A 15,726-nucleotide genomic window follows, 5' to 3' on the forward strand; every position below is an offset into this window, starting at 1 on the left:
AACCCTTGCAACAGGAAGAAACGATGTTTGATAAAAATGGTGGATGGATTCCGCTTGAGACCTTCGATGACTTTGACAATGGCTTGTCAGATCTGATTGAATTGTGGTCTTCCGAGACGGTAACTCAAGCCGTGAAAGACTCCGCATTCGCCCACTTCAAAGAGGACCTCGAAGCCGTTACGCTACAGTGGATCGACAACAGAGCCAAATCCAAGAAGTACGCGTCCATTGCCCAGGAATTAGCCGAGTTTGAAGAAGTCTTAAAGCAAGGCTGAAAATTACGCAACAGGGTGCGATGACGGTCCCCCTCCGCCTTCGAGTTGGATCATTCGCTGCATGAGAATCAATTTAGCTACACCCTCTCGCTGAGAAGGATGCTCGCGCGTGGGACGGCTGCCCCCATAGCGCCGCAGCGTCCTGAGCTAAAATTTGTCTGCGACTAACCCATTGCGTCGCCGTAAGCGTTTACGTCAATCAACGCGCTAACCGCCGCCGGACGTGTCCGGGGTTGTAATCTTCCGGCTATTGAGGCTGCGGGGGACGGCGCCTTGTTTTGTCCGGCTTATGGAACTTGAATGAATCATCAATCTAATCGTCGCAAGACCCGCTTTCTCGGCTTCAAAAAGCTTCCGGCCCGTTGCGCCACCTGGGTCATGCCGCTGTTGCTATCCATCCTCATGACTTTCATCGTATCGATGATCAGCACGCTCAGAGGAGTCGGTTTGTCACCCGACATGCCCCGAATCTGGATGAGTTCATGGGCTCTTTCTTGGGTATTTGCGTTCCCCACGCTGCTGCTGGTTTTGCCACTGGTCCGCAAGGCAACCGCCGCCATAGTTGATGTGAGCTGATCTCGACCTCGTCGCGAGCCCTGTCACGTTAACGCCGCTGCCAATCGCTTTCGATGAACTCCACCACGCTGTCCGTGTGGTGTGGGCCAATCACGGTGTGCGCCTCCTGCTTCACCGCATCAATGGCATTGCCCATCGCAATACCGCGGTGCGCGGCCCGCAGCATGCTGACGTCGTTGACATGGTCGCCGAACACCACAATCTCACGCTCCACCAAACCATAACGCTCGGTTAGCGTTTGTATTGCCTGGTCTTTGCTGGCCCGCTTGTCATGCACAGTGAGCCACGGCCAATCGGGGGAATACAGGTCATCGGCCAAATGCGTTTCCACCGCACTACCGCACAGTTCGCATATGGCCGCTTGCAGCGCCCGCAACGGAGCTTCACGCTCAATCAAAACAAAGGTCACTACCGGGTCACGCAATTCGTCTTGCAAGCGCGTGGAATGGCGCAAGCGGGGGTCGCCAATGCTTAATCGCTCGTCCAGAAAACTCTGCTGGCCTGCATTGCTCGCAGAGTGATAAAACAACCGGTCACCCTTGGGGCCATGGGTAGAGAAAAAAGGCATCAGGCCATGGGCGCGCACCAGCGCGAAAATCGACTGTGCCAGCGCAGGCTCTATGGCGTGCACCAGTTCATGGCGGCCGCTGCGCATATCGCTGATATATGCGCCATTGCCCGAAATGACAGGCAACTGCAACGGTAGGTCGCCCAACAGGCTATTGATGGACGACACGTGGCGGGCACTGGCCACTGTGAACAGCAAGCCCTGCTCCAGCAAATGCGTCAGTCCCAGGCGGCTACGCTCTGATAGCTTACCCTCGCGGTTCAGCAAGGTGCCATCCAGATCCGATACGTACAACGTCATCCCAAGTTTCCCGTCTGAACAATAAAAAAGGCCGGGACCCTCTGCGGAGCCCCGGCCTTGATTATCGAAGCAAGCTGCTTAGTGGAACTGCTCTTCTTCGGTGGAACCAGTCAGCGCCTTGACGGAGGATGTTCCGCCCTGGATCACTGTGGTCACGTCGTCGAAGTAGCCAACGCCCACTTCCTGCTGGTGCGACACGAAGGTGTAACCCTTTTCGCGGGCAGCGAATTCGGGCTCTTGCACCATCTCGGTGTAGTGCTTCATGCCTTCGCCCTGGGCGTATGCATGGGCAAACTGGAAGGTGTTGAACCAGTTGATGTGGATACCGGCCAAGGTAATGAACTGGTACTTGTAACCCAGTGCGGACAGGTCTTCCTGGAAGGAAGCGATCTGCGAATCGCTGAGGTTTTTCTTCCAGTTGAAGGAAGGCGAGCAGTTGTACGACAGCAGCTTGCCTGGGCTGGCGGCGTGTACGGCTTGCGCGAATTCGCGGGCAAAGCCAATGTCTGGCACACCAGTTTCGCACCACACCAAGTCGGCGTAAGGGGCGTAGGCCACGCCGCGGCTAATGGATTGCTCCAGGCCGTTCTTGACACGGTAGAAGCCTTCTTGTGTACGCTCACCGGTGATGAAAGGCTTGTCGTTGGCGTCGTAGTCGCTGGTGATCAGGTTGGCGGCTTCCGCATCCGTGCGGGCCAGGATGATGGTGGACACGCCCATGGTATCTGCAGCAAAACGAGCGGAGATCAGCTTTTCGATCGCTTCACGGGTAGGCACCAACACTTTGCCGCCCATGTGGCCGCATTTCTTAACAGCAGCCAATTGGTCTTCAAAGTGCACGCCGGCAGCGCCGGAGGCAATCATGTTCTTCATCAGTTCAAACGCGTTCAACACACCGCCGAAACCGGCTTCTGCATCAGCCACGATAGGCAAGAAGAAATCGATGAATTCCTTGGAACCTGGCTCGATACCGCGACCCCACTGGATTTCGTCGGCACGCTTGAACGTGTTGTTGATACGGCGCACCATGGTGGGCACGGAATCGTAGGCGTACAGCGACTGGTCGGGGTACATGGTTTCAGACGTGTTGCCGTCGGCGGCGACTTGCCAGCCCGACAGGTACACGGCTTCCAGACCCGCTTTGGCCTGCTGCATGGCCTGGCCGGCGGAGATGGCACCAAAGGCGTTGACGTAGCCCTTCTTGGCACCACCGTTGACCTTTTCCCACAGCTTTTCGGCACCGCGCTTGGCCAGCGTGTGCTCGATGTTCACGCTACCGCGCAAGCGAACGACGTCAGCTGCGGTGTAGCCGCGCTTGACGCCCTTCCAGCGGGGGTTGGTGGCCCAGTCTTTTTCAAGGGCTGCGATTTGCTGTTCACGGGTCTGGGTAGTCATGGAATCACTCCGTCGTAGTTAAAGAATTTCGGTGCCTGAAGGGAGCTTTGCAGTTCAAGCTGGACTCTATTGTAGTCTTCTATAAGACTTAAATTGTATCTTATGTCTTATAGATGACTAAATATTTTTTCTATATAAATCAATCACTTAGCTCTGGATTTTCTCAATACGAAAAGCGTAGATTGCGATGTGAAAACGTTGGTAACGAAAAGCACGAAGCAAGCCAACCCTTTTAAGCCTGTGTTCGCGGCATCTTGCGGGTTCGATATGCACTGACGGTGACAATCACCATACAAACTGTTGGGATAATGCGCAGTTTTTTCAATTTAAGGAGTGCGCCGTGCTGTTGACCCTGGTCATCGTCTACCTGCTGATCACCATCGCCATTGGCCTCTATGCGGCCAAACGTGTCAAGAATACGGCGGACTTTGCGATTGCAGGCCGCAATTTGCCGATGGTCATGATTGTCACTACCACATTCGCCACCTGGTTCGGATCGGAGACCGTGCTCGGCATTCCGGCCAAGTTCGTCAACAGTGGACTCAACGGTGTGGTGGAAGACCCGTTTGGCGCCGGCACCTGCCTGATCCTTGTGGGCATGTTCTTCGCTGCCAAGCTGTACAAGATGAACTTGCTGACCATCAGCGACTACTACCGCGAGCGTTTTGGCCGCACCGTGGAAATCGTCTGCTCCCTGATCATCATGCTCAGCTACCTGGGTTGGGTATCGGCGCAGGTCACGGCCCTGGGCCTGGTGTTCAATCTCTTGTCGGGCGGCGCCATCAGCATACCCATGGGCATGACGATCGGTGTGGTCTCCATCTTGGCCTACACGCTTTTCGGCGGCATGTGGTCGGTGGCAGTGACCGACTTCATCCAGATGATCATCCTGGTGGGCGGACTGGCAATCCTGGCGGTGTTTGCGGGCGACATGGCTGGTGGCGCGGACAAGGTGGTGTCGCTGGCCATGAGCAAAGACATGTTCAAGTTTCTGCCCGAGCCTAAATTCAAAGACATCATGTTCTTCTTTGCAGCCGCCATCACGATGATGCTGGGCTCCATCCCCCAGCAGGACGTTTTCCAGCGTGTGATGTCTGCCAACACCCCCAGCGCGGCCACCAAGGGCCCTGTCATCGGCGGCATCTGCTACATCCTGTTTGCTTTTGTGCCCATGTTCCTCGTTGCCAGCGCGCTCATCATCATGCCGGAGCAAACGGCGACGCTGCTGAAGGAAGATCCTCAAAAGGTGCTCCCTACGCTCGTGCTGGAGAAAATGCCCTTTGTGATGCAGGTGCTGTTCTTTGGTGCGCTGCTGTCGGCCATCAAATCCACCGCGTCGGCCACCCTGCTTGCACCCAGTGTGACCTTTGTTGAAAACATCTGGCGTCAGTTCAAACCCCGAATGGGTGACAAGGAAGAGTTGCGCACGATGCGCATCACGGTGCTGGTATTCAGCGCCTCGGTGCTCACCTACGCGATCCACACCCAAGGCACACCCATCTATGAGATGGTGTCCGGTGCGTACCAGGTGACGCTGGTGGGAGCCTTCGTTCCGTTGGTGTTCGGTCTGTACTGGAAACGCGCCACCACCCAAGGCGCCCTGCTCTCCATCGTGTTGGGCCTGACGACTTGGCTGCTGTTCCTCTCAACAGCTGCCGGGACCGAGTTTCCCGCCCAGCTGGCGGGCGTGCTGGCGGGACTGCTGGGCATGTTGGCGGGTTCCCTAGGGCCACAGGTCATCAAGAATGCGCACGATAGCCACCACAAGCTGACAGGCGTGTCCGAGTGACCGGTTCCACCCCGCGGCGCTGGCTGGCCTATGCCAGCCTGGGCTTGAGCATGGCGCTGGTCGGCAGCTACGTCGCACTGTCCAAGCCGCTGGTGGCCGCGCTGTCGGTGTTCTTGCTGGCCTGGCTGCGCTTCGGCATTGGCGGCGTGGCCATGCTGCACTGGCTCAAACGCTCGCCACACGAGGCGCCGTTAAGCGGTGCCACCAAGCGCCTGCTCTTCCTCGAATCCTTCTTCGGCAATTTTCTGTTCTCCATCGCCATGCTGTATGGCGTCAGCATGACCACGGCAGTGTCGGCGGGCGTCATCATGGCAACCATTCCAGCGGCCGTCGCGCTGATGAGCTGGGCATTGCTCAAGGAGCGCATTGGCTTGCGCGTGTGGGCTGCCATCGCCTGTGGCGTGCTGGGCATTGCTGTCTTTGTGCTATCAAAAAGTGAGCTACTTACGCACGGCCCACGAGGGCTAGAGGCTGATTTGGCCAATAGCAATGCGCTGTGGGGCAATGTCTTGGTGTTTGTAGCAGTGCTGTGCGAAGCGGCCTACGCCGTCATCGGCAAGAAGCTAACTGGCGTGCTGACGCCCAAACGCATTGCTGCGCTCATCAATCTGTGGGGATTTGTGTTGGTGACACCCCTCGGGCTCTACGCAGCATGGCACTTTGAGTTTTCCTCCGTGGCGCCATCGTTGTGGTTGCTGTTGGTGTTTTATGCGCTGGCGGCCAGCGTGTGGACCGTGTGGCTATGGATGACCGGCCTGCAAACGGTACCAGCCGCACGGGCCGGCGTGTTCACGGTGATGCTGCCAATCACCGCCGCACTGGTGGGCGTGCTCGTACTGGGTGAAACGCTGACAGGCCTGCAGATGCTGGCCTTTGGCATCGCATTGGTGGGCGTGCTGCTTGCAACCCTGCCCTCTGGCACAACAACTACACCAGTGCCTTAGGCGACAGCACGATGCCGTCTTCGTCGGCGTACAGCCAGTCCCCCGGCCGTACCCATACACCCTGCACCTGAACGGCCACGTCTGCCTGGCCCTGCTGGCGTTTCTCGGTGGGCATGGGCATGGAGGCCAGCGCGCGTATGCCGACAGCGTGGTTGGAAAGCTCAGCCGTATCGCGCACACAGCCATCTATCACGACACCGGCCCAGCCATTGCGCGCGGCAGCGGCGCCCAGGTTGCCCCCCAGCAGCGCCTTACGCATGGATCCACCACCGTCTACGACTAGCACCTTGCCCACGCGGCCCTGGGGCGTATCCAGATAGCCCCCAGAGTCCACCGCCGCTTTCACCAGCGTGTTGTCCTCGAAACACTTGACGGTGACCACCGGGCCAGCGAACTTTTTGACCGCACCAAAGTCGCGAAACGCCGGGGGCAGAACCCGAAAATCGCCAGTGGTATCACCCTTGTGAACGTCACAGAGGTCACAGGTGGAAAACACGTACGTGATTGCAATCGCCATAGCCAGCCACTCCTTTTTGACAAATACGCCCATTCTCCAATGGAAAAAACAACATTTCCCAATGAAAAAGTCATTTCCCCTCTGGATTAGCCCCTTTTTCTCCAGTAGCATCCGGGTACCAGAGAGGAGGCAGCTTTTCACTGGTGATTAATCAACTTCAAGAAGGACAATCAATCATGGCAACTGCAAAAAAAGCTCCGGCTAAAAAAGCGGCACCTGCAAAGAAGGCAGCAGCTCCGGCAAAGAAGGCAGCTCCTGCTAAAAAAGCAGCCGCTCCAGCCAAAAAGGTAGCCGCCAAGGCACCAGCCAAGAAGGCTGCTCCCGCCAAGAAGGCTCCTGCGAAGAAAGCCGCTCCCAAGGCTCCAGCCAAGAAGCGCACAGTGAATGCTGCGTTCATGAAGGCTTTGACACCTAGCGCCGCTTTGGCCGCTATCGTGGGCGCAACACCGCTGCCACGCACTGAGGTGGTGAGCAAGCTGTGGGCTTACATCAAGAAGAACAAGCTGCAAGACGCAGTGAACAAGCGCATGATCAACGCGGATGCCAAGCTGAAGGAAATCTTCGGCAAGATGCAAGTGTCCATGTTTGAAATGGCTGGCCTGATCGGCAAGCACCTCAAATAATTGGCAATTGCGCCATGCTGAAAAGGCCGGATCTTCCGGCCTTTTTTTTGCGTCTGAAACACAGGGAAAACCAGCGGATGGCGTGTTTTTTGCGTTGGTAGAATTCGGCACCCTGTGCACCACCCCGGTGCACCCCTTTTTGTCTATACAACTCCCACTCACCAACCCATGCTGCGCTTTCTGTTCACGCGCTTGAGCCTGATCATCCCGACGTTTTTCGGCATGACACTGGTGGCGTTTTTTCTGATTCGCCTGGTCCCCGGCGATCCCATCGAAACCCTGGCGGGCGAACGCGGCATCGACGCCGAACGCCATGCCGTGCTCCTGAAAGAGTACGGCCTGGACCGCCCCGTCCTCGTGCAATACGGCATCTACATTGCCAAGGTGTTGCATGGGGATCTGGGCAAGTCCGTCATCACGCAGAGCCCGGTTATGACCGAGTTTGCCGCGCTGTTCCCGGCCACCATCGAACTCGCGCTGTGTGCCATTCTGTTCGCGCTGTTGATTGGCATACCGGCCGGCATCATCGCCGCGGTCAAACGCAATTCCATCCTGGACCACGGCGTCATGGGCGTATCACTCACTGGCTACTCCATGCCCATTTTCTGGTGGGGCTTGCTGCTGATCTTGTTTTTCTCGGTGCAGCTCGATCTGACCCCGGTGTCTGGGCGTATCGCAGTGCAGTACTTCATCGAGCCGGTGACGGGTTTTCTGTTGATTGACACTTTGCTGGCCAATGACAAGGGCGCCTTTTGGTCAGCGGTCAGCCACCTGATCTTGCCCACCATTGTGCTGGGCACCAACCCGCTGGCGGTGATTGCCCGCATGACCCGCTCGGCCATGCTGGAGGTGCTGGGTGAAGACTACATCCGCACCGCTCGCGCCAAGGGTTTGCCCACCCTTCGCATCGTCGCAGTACACGCGTTGCGCAACGCGCTGATACCAGTGATCACCGTCATTGGCTTGCAGGTAGGCGTGCTGTTTACCGGCGCCATCCTGACCGAAACCATCTTCTCTTGGCCCGGTGTTGGCAAGTGGCTGATCGAAGCCATCAGCCGGCGCGACTACCCCGTGTTGCAAGGCGGCATGCTGCTGCTGGGCACCATGGTCATGGCTGTCAACCTGTTGGTGGACGTGACCTACGGCATCATCAATCCGCGTATCCGGCACCAAAAATGACGACGAGCACACACACTATGGCTGCATCTTCCGAATCGTCTGCGCCCGCCGCGCCCTTGCATCCACTCAAAGATTTTTGGCGCTACTTCAGTGCCAACCGCGGCGCTGTGGGTGGGTTACTGATCGTAGTGACCGTGCTGTTGCTGGCTGCGTTTGCCAATGTGGTCGCACCCTACAACCCCGACCTGACCGACAACGCCGTCTTTCTGGTGCCGCCCGCATGGCAAACCGGAGGCTCTTCGGCCCATTTGTTGGGGACCGACGCCATCGGCCGTGACATTCTGTCGCGCCTGATCCATGGCGCGCGCCTGTCATTGACCATCGGTATTGCAGTAGTGGCCCTGTCTGTGCTGGTAGGCACCACGTTGGGCCTGCTGGCCGGATACTTCCGCGGTGTGTTCGAGATCGCAGTGATGCGCATCATGGACATCATCCTGACCCTGCCCAGCCTGCTCTTGGCGATTGTGATCGTCGCCATCCTCGGCCCAGGCTTGATGAATGCCATGCTGGCCGTCTCCATCGTCGTGCTGCCCCACTATGTGCGCATCACGCGCGCGGCAGTCATTTCGGAGACGTCGCGCGACTATGTGACCGCGGCCCGCATGGGCGGCGCCGGCCACTGGCGCATCATGTTCAGCGAGGTGCTGCCCAACTGCACAGCGCCGTTGATCGTGCAGGCTTCGCTGGGTATCTCTACCGCCATTCTGGATGCAGCCGCACTCGGCTTTTTGGGCCTGGGTGCACAACCGCCCTCACCCGAATGGGGCACCATGCTGGCTGACGCACGTGAATTCGTGCTGCGCGCCTGGTGGGTGGTGACCTTCCCCGGCCTGGCCATTCTGATCACCGTATTGGCCTTTAACCTGCTTGGCGATGGCCTGCGCGATGCGCTGGACCCCAAGCTGAAACGCTAACAACCAAACGACAGCACACCACCATGGCATTGCTAGAAATTGAAAATCTGTCGGTAGAGTTCCCCTCGCACAACGGCACCATGCACGCGGTCGACGGCGTGAGCCTGTCACTGGACACTGGCGATGTGCTGGGCATCGTCGGAGAATCCGGCTCCGGCAAAAGCGTCACGATGATGGCCCTGATGGGTCTGGTGGCCTACCCTGGCCGCGTCAAGGCAGACAAACTGCGCTTTGACGGGCATGACCTGTTGGCCTTGTCCGACCGCGAACGCCGCCGCCTGACCGGCAAAGACCTGTCGATGATCTTCCAGGACCCAACCACCAGCCTGAACCCCTGCTTCACCGTGGGTTTTCAACTGGCCGAGACGCTGAAGTTGCATATGGGCATGGACAAGGCGGCAGCCCGCAAGCGCTCCATCGAACTGCTGGAGCAGGTCGGCATCCCCGCGCCAGAGAGCCGTCTGGCCGTCTACCCACACCAGCTGTCCGGCGGCATGAGCCAGCGCGTGATGATTGCCATGGCGATCGCCTGCAACCCCAAACTGCTGATTGCCGACGAGCCCACCACGGCATTGGATGTAACCATCCAGGCGCAAATTTTGGACCTGCTGCGCAGCCTGCAAAAGGACCGTGGCATGGCCCTGGTGCTGATCACGCACAACATGGGCGTCGTTAGCGAAATGGCGCAGCGTATCGCCGTGATGTACGCCGGCCAGATCATGGAAGAGCGCGGTGCCGACACGCTGTTCACCGCGCCGCAACACCCCTACACCGAAGCCCTGATGGCTGCCTTGCCCGAACGCAACGACGGCCATTCCCGCCTGGCCACGATTCCCGGCATGGTGCCCGGCCTGTATGACCGGCCCAAGGGCTGCCTGTTTGCGCCCCGCTGCAGCTACGCGAATGATGGCCTGTGCATGACGCGCCCGCCGCTGCGTGCATGGCAGGATGGCGCCGTGCGGTGCTACTACCCGCTGGGTGATCCCGATCGTCACTTGCATGCACCCAAACACGCGGAGGTGGCAGCATGAGCACCCCACAAACCAACAGCAACAACGCCGGCACAACCGTTGTCACAGCCAAGGACCTGCGCCGCGTCTACCCCATCAGCCGTGGCATGTTCAGCAAGCCTGATCTGTTGCAGGCAGTAGGTGGCGTTTCGTTCTCGGTGCAGGCCGGCAAGACACTGGCCATCGTCGGCGAATCCGGCTGTGGCAAGTCCACACTGGCGCGGATGGTCACGCTGATCGAGCAGCCCACGGGCGGTAGCCTGCAACTGGGCGGCGTAGATGTGGTCAACGCATCCGCAGACGAGAAGAAAGCCTTGCGCCAAAAGGTACAGCTGGTGTTCCAGAACCCCTATGGCTCGCTGAACCCGCGCAAGCGCATCGGCCAGATTCTGGAAGCCCCACTGGAGATCAACACCGAACTCACCGCGGCGCAACGTGCCGAAAAAGCGCGCGCCATGCTGGCCATGGTCGGCTTGCGCCCCGAGCACTACGACCGCTACCCGCACATGTTTTCTGGCGGCCAGCGCCAGCGTATTGCGATAGCGCGCGCGCTGATGCTGGAGCCATCCCTGGTAGTGGCCGATGAGCCCGTGTCGGCGCTGGACGTATCCATCCAGGCACAGGTGCTGAATCTGCTGGCCGACCTGCAGCGCGACCTGGGCCTGGCCTACCTGTTCATCTCGCACGATCTGGGCGTGGTGCGGCATATCGCCCATGACGTGCTGGTCATGTACCTGGGCCACACGGTAGAGCACGGTGAGAAAAACGCCATCTTCAGCCGCCCTTTACACCCTTACACCCAGGCGTTGTTGGCCTCTACACCCGGCCTGGCCGGCAGTGGCCCTGCGGCCCAGCGCACCGTGCTCAAGGGTGAGCTGCCCTCGCCGCTTAAACCACCGACGGGCTGCGTGTTTTCCACCCGCTGCCCGCATGCCACCGACCAATGCCGCAAAGAGCGCCCCGTACTGCAGGAACTGCATGGCCGCGCCGTGGCCTGCTTTGAAGCGCCGCGCTTGGCCGCGGCAGCAAATCCCCCACAGTAGGAACCCCAATACGGGCCAGCACTTTACTCGCGTAACATGGTCGGCTCGGAGACCGGGCCACAAGTTCGGTTCAATTGTTCATAGTGGGGTTGTACGTCACCCCTTTTTTAAATGGAGTTTTCTGGATGACCACTTCTTTCCCGCGCAAAACGACATTGCGTGTCAGCAAAGTTGCCATGCTCTGCGCCGTGGCACTGCCCGCGCTGATGGCCTTGACGCCGGCTGCCGCCAAGACCCTGGTGTATTGCTCCGAAGGCAGCCCAGAAAATTTTGCACCCAGCATCAACACCACCGGCACGTCGTTTGATGCTACGGAACAGATTTACGACAACCTCGTCAAGTTTGAACGCGGCGGCACACAAATTACCCCCGGTCTGGCTGAAAAATGGACCGTGTCCAAAGATGGCCTGGAATACACCTTCAACCTGCGCAAGGGCGTGAAATGGCATTCCAACAAGAACTTCAAGCCATCGCGCGACTTCAATGCGGATGACTTCTTGTTCACGATGAACCGCCAGTGGGTAGAGACTGACCCCTACTTCAAGGTCACCAGCTCCAACCACTCTTACTTCAACGACATGGGCATGCCCAAGCTGCTGAAGTCCATCGAAAAGATCGACGAATACACCGTCAAGGTCACGCTGAACAAGCCCGAGGCGCCATTCCTGTCCAACCTGGCCATGCAGTTCGCCGGCATTCAATCCCAGGAATACGCCATTGCCATGCTGAAGGCTGGCACACCCGAGAAGATTGACCAGGAACCACTGGGCACCGGCCCCTTTACGCTGGTGCAATACCAAAAAGACGCCATCATCCGATACAAGGCCTTCCCCCAGTACTGGAAGGGCGCGGCCAAGATTGATGACCTGATTTTCTCCATCACACCCGACGCCTCGGTGCGCTGGGCCAAGCTGCAAAAGGGTGAGTGCCATGTCATGCCCTACCCCAACCCCGCCGACCTGGACGCGATCCGCAAGGACGGCAATGTGACGGTGCTGGAGCAACCTGGTTTGAACGTCGGTTACCTGGCCTACAACACCACCAAGAAGCCTTTTGATGACGTGCGCGTGCGCAAGGCTATCAACATGGCCATCGACAAAAAGGCCATCGTGTCTGCCGTGTACCTGAGCACCGGCATTGCGGCCACCAACCCGATCCCACCGACACAATGGTCTTACAACAAGTCCATCAAGGACGACGCGTTTGATCCCGCGGCAGCCAAGAAAGCCCTGGCCGCCGCTGGCTACCCCAACGGCTTCACCACCGACCTGTGGGCCATGCCCGTACAGCGCCCCTACAACCCCAACGCCAAGCGCATTGCCGAGCTGATGCAGGCGGACCTCGCTAAGATCGGCGTCACGGCCGAGATCAAGAGCTTTGAATGGGGCGAGTACCGCAAGCGCATGCAAGCTGGCGAACACCAGATGGGCATGCTGGGCTGGACTGGTGACAACGGAGACCCAGACAACTTCCTGAACACTTTGCTCGGTTGCGATTCCGCCAAGACCAACGGCTCCAACGTGGCCAAGTTCTGCTTCAAGCCTTTTGAAGACCTGGTGCAAAAAGCCAAACTGGTGTCCAACCCTGCAGAACGTACCAAGCTGTACGAACAAGCCCAGGTCATCTTCAAGGAACAGGCCCCCTGGTTCACGATTGCCCACGCGGTACAACTCAAGCCGGTGCGCAAGGAAGTCATCGATTTCAAACTGAGCCCGTTTGGCCGCCACACCTTCTATGGCGTGGATATGAAGTGATTGCGACAGTGGTTGGTTGAGGTTTCTCAAGAAGTTAAGGCCGGTGCAAACCGGCCTTTTTTTTGTCCAACTCCGGCAACCGCTAGGCGCAAGAAGCTCGACGCGCCCCAAGTCCGGAGCCAATATGAAACGGCCGCAGCGATACATTTCAGTTAAAGTGAATGTTCCGGTGCAATTTGCAAAAGTCTAGCCCCTGCTGGACGGGTCAACCAAAATGAGGCTATGAGCAAATCGGCAAAAGAGAGCTTGTCACAAACCATGGCACGGCCTGTTCTGAGCGAGGCCCAGAGTCAATTGCTGTGGGAGATCGCATCCGATGCCGTGGTCCTCATTGATGCCCACAGCATCATCCGGTACGCCAACCCAGCACTGCGTGCTATTTTTGGTTTTTCACCCGACGAAGCGCAAGGACAACCCCTATCGATATTGCAGCCACCGCATCTGCGGGAAGCCCATCTACGGGGGCTCGACCGTTACATGGCCTCGGGTCGGAAGCTGCTCGACTGGCGTGCCGCTGAAGCCGTCGGACTGCATCGGGACGGCCATGAATTTCCGATCGAAATTTCTTTCAGTGACCTCGAAATCGACGGCGTACGGATGTTCGCCGCATTCCTCCGCGACATAACTGAGCGCATACTGGCCGAACGCAAGAAGCTACAGCTCCAGTCTGTGTTGAGAATGCTGACGGACAGGGTCGCGCTTAGAATCATCCTGGACCGAATTGTTCGCGACGTGGAAGAACTGCATGCCGGCGCGTTGTGCAGCATCATGTTGTTGGACAAAGACGGGGTGACTTTGCGCCATGGTGCCGCACCCAGTCTGCCAGATTTTTTCATGCAGGCGCTCGACGGTATGCCTGTTGGTCCAACGGCCGCCTGCTGCGGCGCAGCCGTTTTTTCAGGTAGCACGGTGATTGCGCAAGACATCCAGACGCACTCCGGTTGGACTACCCATAGTGGACTCGCCACACGTGCTGGGTTAGCGTCGTGCTGGTCGCAGCCCATCATCTCGGGGGCGGGAAAGGTTCTAGGAACGTTTGATATCTATCACCGCCATCCTCGAACGCCCACTCCAGCGGATCTGAAATCCTTGGAAGACCTCGCAGTCCTCACCGCACTGGCGATCAGCAAAAGTGCTGACTCCGAGAAACTGCAACTCGCTGCCAGTGTGTTCACGCACGCCCGAGAGGGTATTCTGATAACCGACGTTGAGGGCAAGATCGTTGATGTCAACGAGACCTTCAGCCTGATTACCGGGTATTCGCGGGATGAGGCGCTGGGGCAAAACCCCAGGTTTCTTAAATCGGACCGTCAGCCAGCCAATTTTTATATGCCCATGTGGACCAGCCTCGCAGAGAGCGGACATTGGTCGTGTGAAGTCTGGAACCAGCGCAAGAACGGCGAGGTCTATGCCCAAATGCAGACAGTCAGTGTGGTGCGCGATGCCAACGGCACACCGCAGCATTATGTCTCGCTGTTTACCGATATCACCAGCCAGAAGTTGCAGCAACAACAGCTGGAGCACATCGCGCACTATGACGCCCTGACCAATTTGCCCAACCGTGTTCTGCTGGCTGACCGGCTATCCCAGGCCATGCTGCAGGGCCAACGCCGAGGAGGTGTGATTGCGGTTGCCTACCTCGATCTCGATGGATTCAAGCAGGTCAATGACATGCATGGCCACAGCGTGGGGGATCAAATGTTGGTCCTGCTTGCACAACGCATCAGTGGGCAACTGCGCGAGGGTGATACGCTGGCGCGTATTGGTGGCGATGAATTTGCGGCGGTGATGGTAGACCTGGAAGGGCCGGCAGATTGCGAAGCCGTATTGGCCCGCATGCTGGAGGCTGCGTCCCAACCCGTTATGGTGGGTGAGGCTGTCCTCAGCGTGTCTGCAAGTATTGGCATCACGATGTATCCGCAGGATGTTGCCGATGCCGACTTGCTGCTGCGCCACGCTGACCAGGCGATGTACTTGGCCAAGGACTCAGGCAAAAACCGGTACCAATTTTTTGACGTAGCCTCGGCCACAGCCCTGCAAAGCCAGCGCGAAAGCTTGAATGGGATCGCGCGAGCCTTGGCGCAAGAAGAGTTTGTGCTGTATTACCAGCCAAAGGTGGACATGCAAACGGGTGCAGTGGTGGGTGCCGAGGCCTTGATTCGCTGGCAGCACCCTGAGCGGGGTCTACTCGCGCCTGCCGACTTCCTGTACATCATCGAAGGGCACCCACTGAGCGTCACACTGGGCGATTGGGTGATTGCCGCAGCTATCGCACAGATGGGTGCCTGGCGCGAACAAGGCTTGGAAGTACCTGTCAGCGTCAACATTGGCGCAAGCCAGTTGCAGCAGTCTGATTTTGTTGAACGCCTCTCTGCCATGCTGTCGACCCGCCCGGATGTCAACCCAAACTGTCTGCAGCTCGAAGTACTGGAAACCAGCGCCTTGGAGGACACAGTCCGCGCCGGCGAGGTTATGCAGGCTTGCAAGGCCATTGGAGTGGGCTTTGCATTGGATGACTTTGGCACCGGGTATTCGTCACTGACCTACCTCAAGCGTTTGCCTGCGGAAACACTGAAGATTGATCAGAGCTTTGTGCGCGATATGCTAAGCAACCCGGATGATCTGGCAATTGTCCAAGGGATTATTGGGCTGGCGGGCGTATTCAAGCGCAGCGTTATTGCCGAGGGTGTAGAAACTGCTGCACACGGGCAACTCTTGTTGTCGCTGGGCTGTGCGCTGGCTCAAGGGTATGGCATCGCCCGTCCTATGCCCACCAGTGAATTTCCGGCTTGGGTGGAGCGTTGGCACGCCGGCGCCCATTGGACTGCATGAAGAAGGT

Annotated in this window: 14 protein-coding genes; 11 read left to right on the top strand and 3 right to left on the bottom strand. The window is 58.3% G+C overall.

Features of this window, described 5'->3' with window-relative positions:
- Nucleotides 1–5 precede the first annotated feature (5 nt).
- Nucleotides 6–275, top strand: coding sequence for a hypothetical protein (locus AC097P_RS16050; protein ID WP_479611433.1), 270 nt, complete (start codon nt 6–8; stop codon nt 273–275).
- Nucleotides 276–575: 300 nt separating this feature from the next.
- Nucleotides 576–851 carry a DUF2798 domain-containing protein gene (locus AC097P_RS16055; RefSeq protein WP_479611434.1) on the top strand — a complete coding sequence of 92 codons (276 nt, stop codon included), beginning with the start codon at nt 576–578 and terminating at the stop codon, nt 849–851.
- A gap of 28 nt (nt 852–879) precedes the next feature.
- On the opposite strand, the gene AC097P_RS16060 is transcribed toward AC097P_RS16055, so the two are convergent.
- Complete coding sequence (locus AC097P_RS16060; RefSeq protein ID WP_479611435.1) at nt 880–1,719, bottom strand: HAD family hydrolase; 840 nt, start codon at nt 1,717–1,719, stop codon at nt 880–882.
- A 78-nt stretch (nt 1,720–1,797) separates the two neighbouring features.
- Complete coding sequence (gene aceA / locus AC097P_RS16065) at nt 1,798–3,114, bottom strand: isocitrate lyase (protein ID WP_479611436.1); 1,317 nt, start codon at nt 3,112–3,114, stop codon at nt 1,798–1,800.
- Between the two features lie 340 nt (nt 3,115–3,454).
- On the opposite strand from aceA, the gene AC097P_RS16070 reads away from it, so the two are divergent.
- Nucleotides 3,455–4,903, top strand: a complete 1,449-nt coding sequence (locus AC097P_RS16070) for a high affinity choline transporter 1 (RefSeq protein WP_479611437.1) — start codon at nt 3,455–3,457, stop codon at nt 4,901–4,903.
- A gap of 50 nt (nt 4,904–4,953) precedes the next feature.
- Complete coding sequence (locus AC097P_RS16075; protein ID WP_479611652.1) at nt 4,954–5,847, top strand: DMT family transporter; 894 nt, start codon at nt 4,954–4,956, stop codon at nt 5,845–5,847.
- Here AC097P_RS16075 and rraA read toward each other — a convergent pair.
- Complete coding sequence (gene rraA / locus AC097P_RS16080) at nt 5,831–6,364, bottom strand: ribonuclease E activity regulator RraA (protein WP_479611438.1); 534 nt, start codon at nt 6,362–6,364, stop codon at nt 5,831–5,833. The two genes, AC097P_RS16075 and rraA, sit on opposite strands and share 17 nt — an antisense overlap.
- 176 nt (nt 6,365–6,540) lie before the next feature.
- Here rraA and AC097P_RS16085 point away from each other — a divergent pair, with 176 nt between their 5' ends.
- The 7 genes from AC097P_RS16085 (at nt 6,541) to AC097P_RS16115 (ending at nt 15,719) form a co-directional block, all read left to right on the top strand.
- On the top strand, nt 6,541–6,987 hold the full coding sequence (locus AC097P_RS16085) for an SWIB/MDM2 domain-containing protein (protein ID WP_479611439.1): 447 nt from the start codon (nt 6,541–6,543) through the stop codon (nt 6,985–6,987).
- Nucleotides 6,988–7,155: 168 nt separating this feature from the next.
- Nucleotides 7,156–8,166 carry an ABC transporter permease subunit gene (locus AC097P_RS16090; RefSeq protein WP_479611440.1) on the top strand — a complete coding sequence of 337 codons (1,011 nt, stop codon included), beginning with the start codon at nt 7,156–7,158 and terminating at the stop codon, nt 8,164–8,166.
- A 17-nt stretch (nt 8,167–8,183) separates the two neighbouring features.
- Entirely contained in the window at nt 8,184–9,080 is an 897-nt protein-coding gene (locus tag AC097P_RS16095) for an ABC transporter permease subunit (protein WP_479611441.1), read from the top strand.
- Between the two features lie 23 nt (nt 9,081–9,103).
- Nucleotides 9,104–10,111: an ABC transporter ATP-binding protein gene (locus AC097P_RS16100; RefSeq protein WP_479611442.1), complete on the top strand. Its 1,008-nt coding sequence runs from the start codon at nt 9,104–9,106 to the stop codon at nt 10,109–10,111.
- Nucleotides 10,108–11,133 (top strand): peptide ABC transporter ATP-binding protein, encoded by a 1,026-nt coding sequence (locus AC097P_RS16105; RefSeq protein WP_479611443.1) that lies wholly within the window; start codon nt 10,108–10,110, stop codon nt 11,131–11,133. The genes AC097P_RS16100 and AC097P_RS16105 overlap by 4 nt, the downstream gene beginning before the upstream one ends.
- 125 nt (nt 11,134–11,258) lie before the next feature.
- On the top strand, nt 11,259–12,887 hold the full coding sequence (locus AC097P_RS16110) for an ABC transporter substrate-binding protein (RefSeq protein WP_479611444.1): 1,629 nt from the start codon (nt 11,259–11,261) through the stop codon (nt 12,885–12,887).
- 258 nt (nt 12,888–13,145) lie between these two features.
- On the top strand, nt 13,146–15,719 hold the full coding sequence (locus AC097P_RS16115) for an EAL domain-containing protein (protein WP_479611445.1): 2,574 nt from the start codon (nt 13,146–13,148) through the stop codon (nt 15,717–15,719).
- Nucleotides 15,720–15,726 lie beyond the last annotated feature (7 nt).

Source organism: Rhodoferax sp. ZS1R8 (assembly GCF_056521325.1).

Excerpts from the sequence above, each read along its gene's own strand:
- AC097P_RS16055 (WP_479611434.1), top strand. The coding sequence starts at position 576 with ATGAATCATCAATCTAATCGTCGCAAGACCCGCTTTCTCGGCTTCAAA.
- AC097P_RS16060 (WP_479611435.1), bottom strand. The coding sequence starts at position 1,719 with ATGACGTTGTACGTATCGGATCTGGATGGCACCTTGCTGAACCGCGAG.
- AC097P_RS16100 (WP_479611442.1), top strand. The coding sequence starts at position 9,104 with ATGGCATTGCTAGAAATTGAAAATCTGTCGGTAGAGTTCCCCTCGCAC.
- rraA (WP_479611438.1), bottom strand. The coding sequence starts at position 6,364 with ATGGCGATTGCAATCACGTACGTGTTTTCCACCTGTGACCTCTGTGAC.
- AC097P_RS16095 (WP_479611441.1), top strand. The coding sequence starts at position 8,184 with ATGGCTGCATCTTCCGAATCGTCTGCGCCCGCCGCGCCCTTGCATCCA.
- AC097P_RS16090 (WP_479611440.1), top strand. The coding sequence starts at position 7,156 with ATGCTGCGCTTTCTGTTCACGCGCTTGAGCCTGATCATCCCGACGTTT.
- AC097P_RS16110 (WP_479611444.1), top strand. The coding sequence starts at position 11,259 with ATGACCACTTCTTTCCCGCGCAAAACGACATTGCGTGTCAGCAAAGTT.
- AC097P_RS16115 (WP_479611445.1), top strand. The coding sequence starts at position 13,146 with ATGGCACGGCCTGTTCTGAGCGAGGCCCAGAGTCAATTGCTGTGGGAG.
- aceA (WP_479611436.1), bottom strand. The coding sequence starts at position 3,114 with ATGACTACCCAGACCCGTGAACAGCAAATCGCAGCCCTTGAAAAAGAC.
- AC097P_RS16105 (WP_479611443.1), top strand. The coding sequence starts at position 10,108 with ATGAGCACCCCACAAACCAACAGCAACAACGCCGGCACAACCGTTGTC.
- AC097P_RS16075 (WP_479611652.1), top strand. The coding sequence starts at position 4,954 with ATGGCGCTGGTCGGCAGCTACGTCGCACTGTCCAAGCCGCTGGTGGCC.
- AC097P_RS16085 (WP_479611439.1), top strand. The coding sequence starts at position 6,541 with ATGGCAACTGCAAAAAAAGCTCCGGCTAAAAAAGCGGCACCTGCAAAG.